The following is a 757-nucleotide window of genomic DNA, read 5'->3' on the forward strand; positions in this document are numbered from 1 at the left end:
GCCAGTCCCGGTAATTGAGGCTCTATCCTTTTGTAAAAAATAATAAACAAGTCAGTAGGTTGGGTCGTGACCCAACAAAAACTCACTCCCCGTACAATCCTTCACTTCGAGCATCGGTATAAGCCCAATTCTCAGGCAAATTTCCTAATCTGATTGCGCGATGGATGCTTGAGTAGGGCCAGTCGGACGGCCTCTTTACATAGCCATGCTTAACCGGGTTATAGTGCATGTAGTTGAGATGATGCTCATAATCTTTTTCATCACGGATTAAATGCTCCCAAAATCTTCGCTGCCAAATTCCCCTTTCCTTTTTCCTCTTTCGTACAGGACTAATGAATTCCTTGGCAACAATTTGTTGAGAAAAATATCCTTTAACTAACCGTATACGTAATGAATAATTTTTATCTTCAGCGGGCAATGTCATCATGATGTGAAAATGATCTGGGAGAATGACGACGCCATCTATTTCAAACGGATAGCTATTTAACACCTTTTTAAAAGAGTCTCTTAACTTATTAATTTGTTTAATTAATAAATCACTCTTTCTATTTAATAAATTGACGGTAAAAAAATAGGTGGCGCCTGGGATTGCTATTCTTCTATAGTGCATGAGATTGGATTTTAGTCTATTCCTTTATAAAAAGGCTTATAACCTTACTTTATGATATTTACAATGATTTGCGATTAATTGGTTAGGTTGGAATATTCACTCTAATGTTGGGTCACGACCCAACCTACACTGATATAACTTGGCGGT

The 757-nt window shown here is 37.6% G+C and carries 1 protein-coding gene; it reads right to left on the reverse strand.

Annotated elements, in window-relative coordinates:
* Positions 1–82 precede the first annotated feature (82 nt).
* Positions 83–610, reverse strand: coding sequence for an REP-associated tyrosine transposase (locus ACN4Z1_RS15910; protein ID WP_228363031.1), 528 nt, complete (start codon positions 608–610; stop codon positions 83–85).
* Between the last annotated feature and the right edge of the window lie 147 nt (positions 611–757).

It is taken from the genome of Legionella sp. ST3F1, assembly GCF_048553315.1.
GTDB classification, from domain to species: Bacteria; Pseudomonadota; Gammaproteobacteria; order Legionellales; family Legionellaceae; genus Tatlockia; species Tatlockia donaldsonii.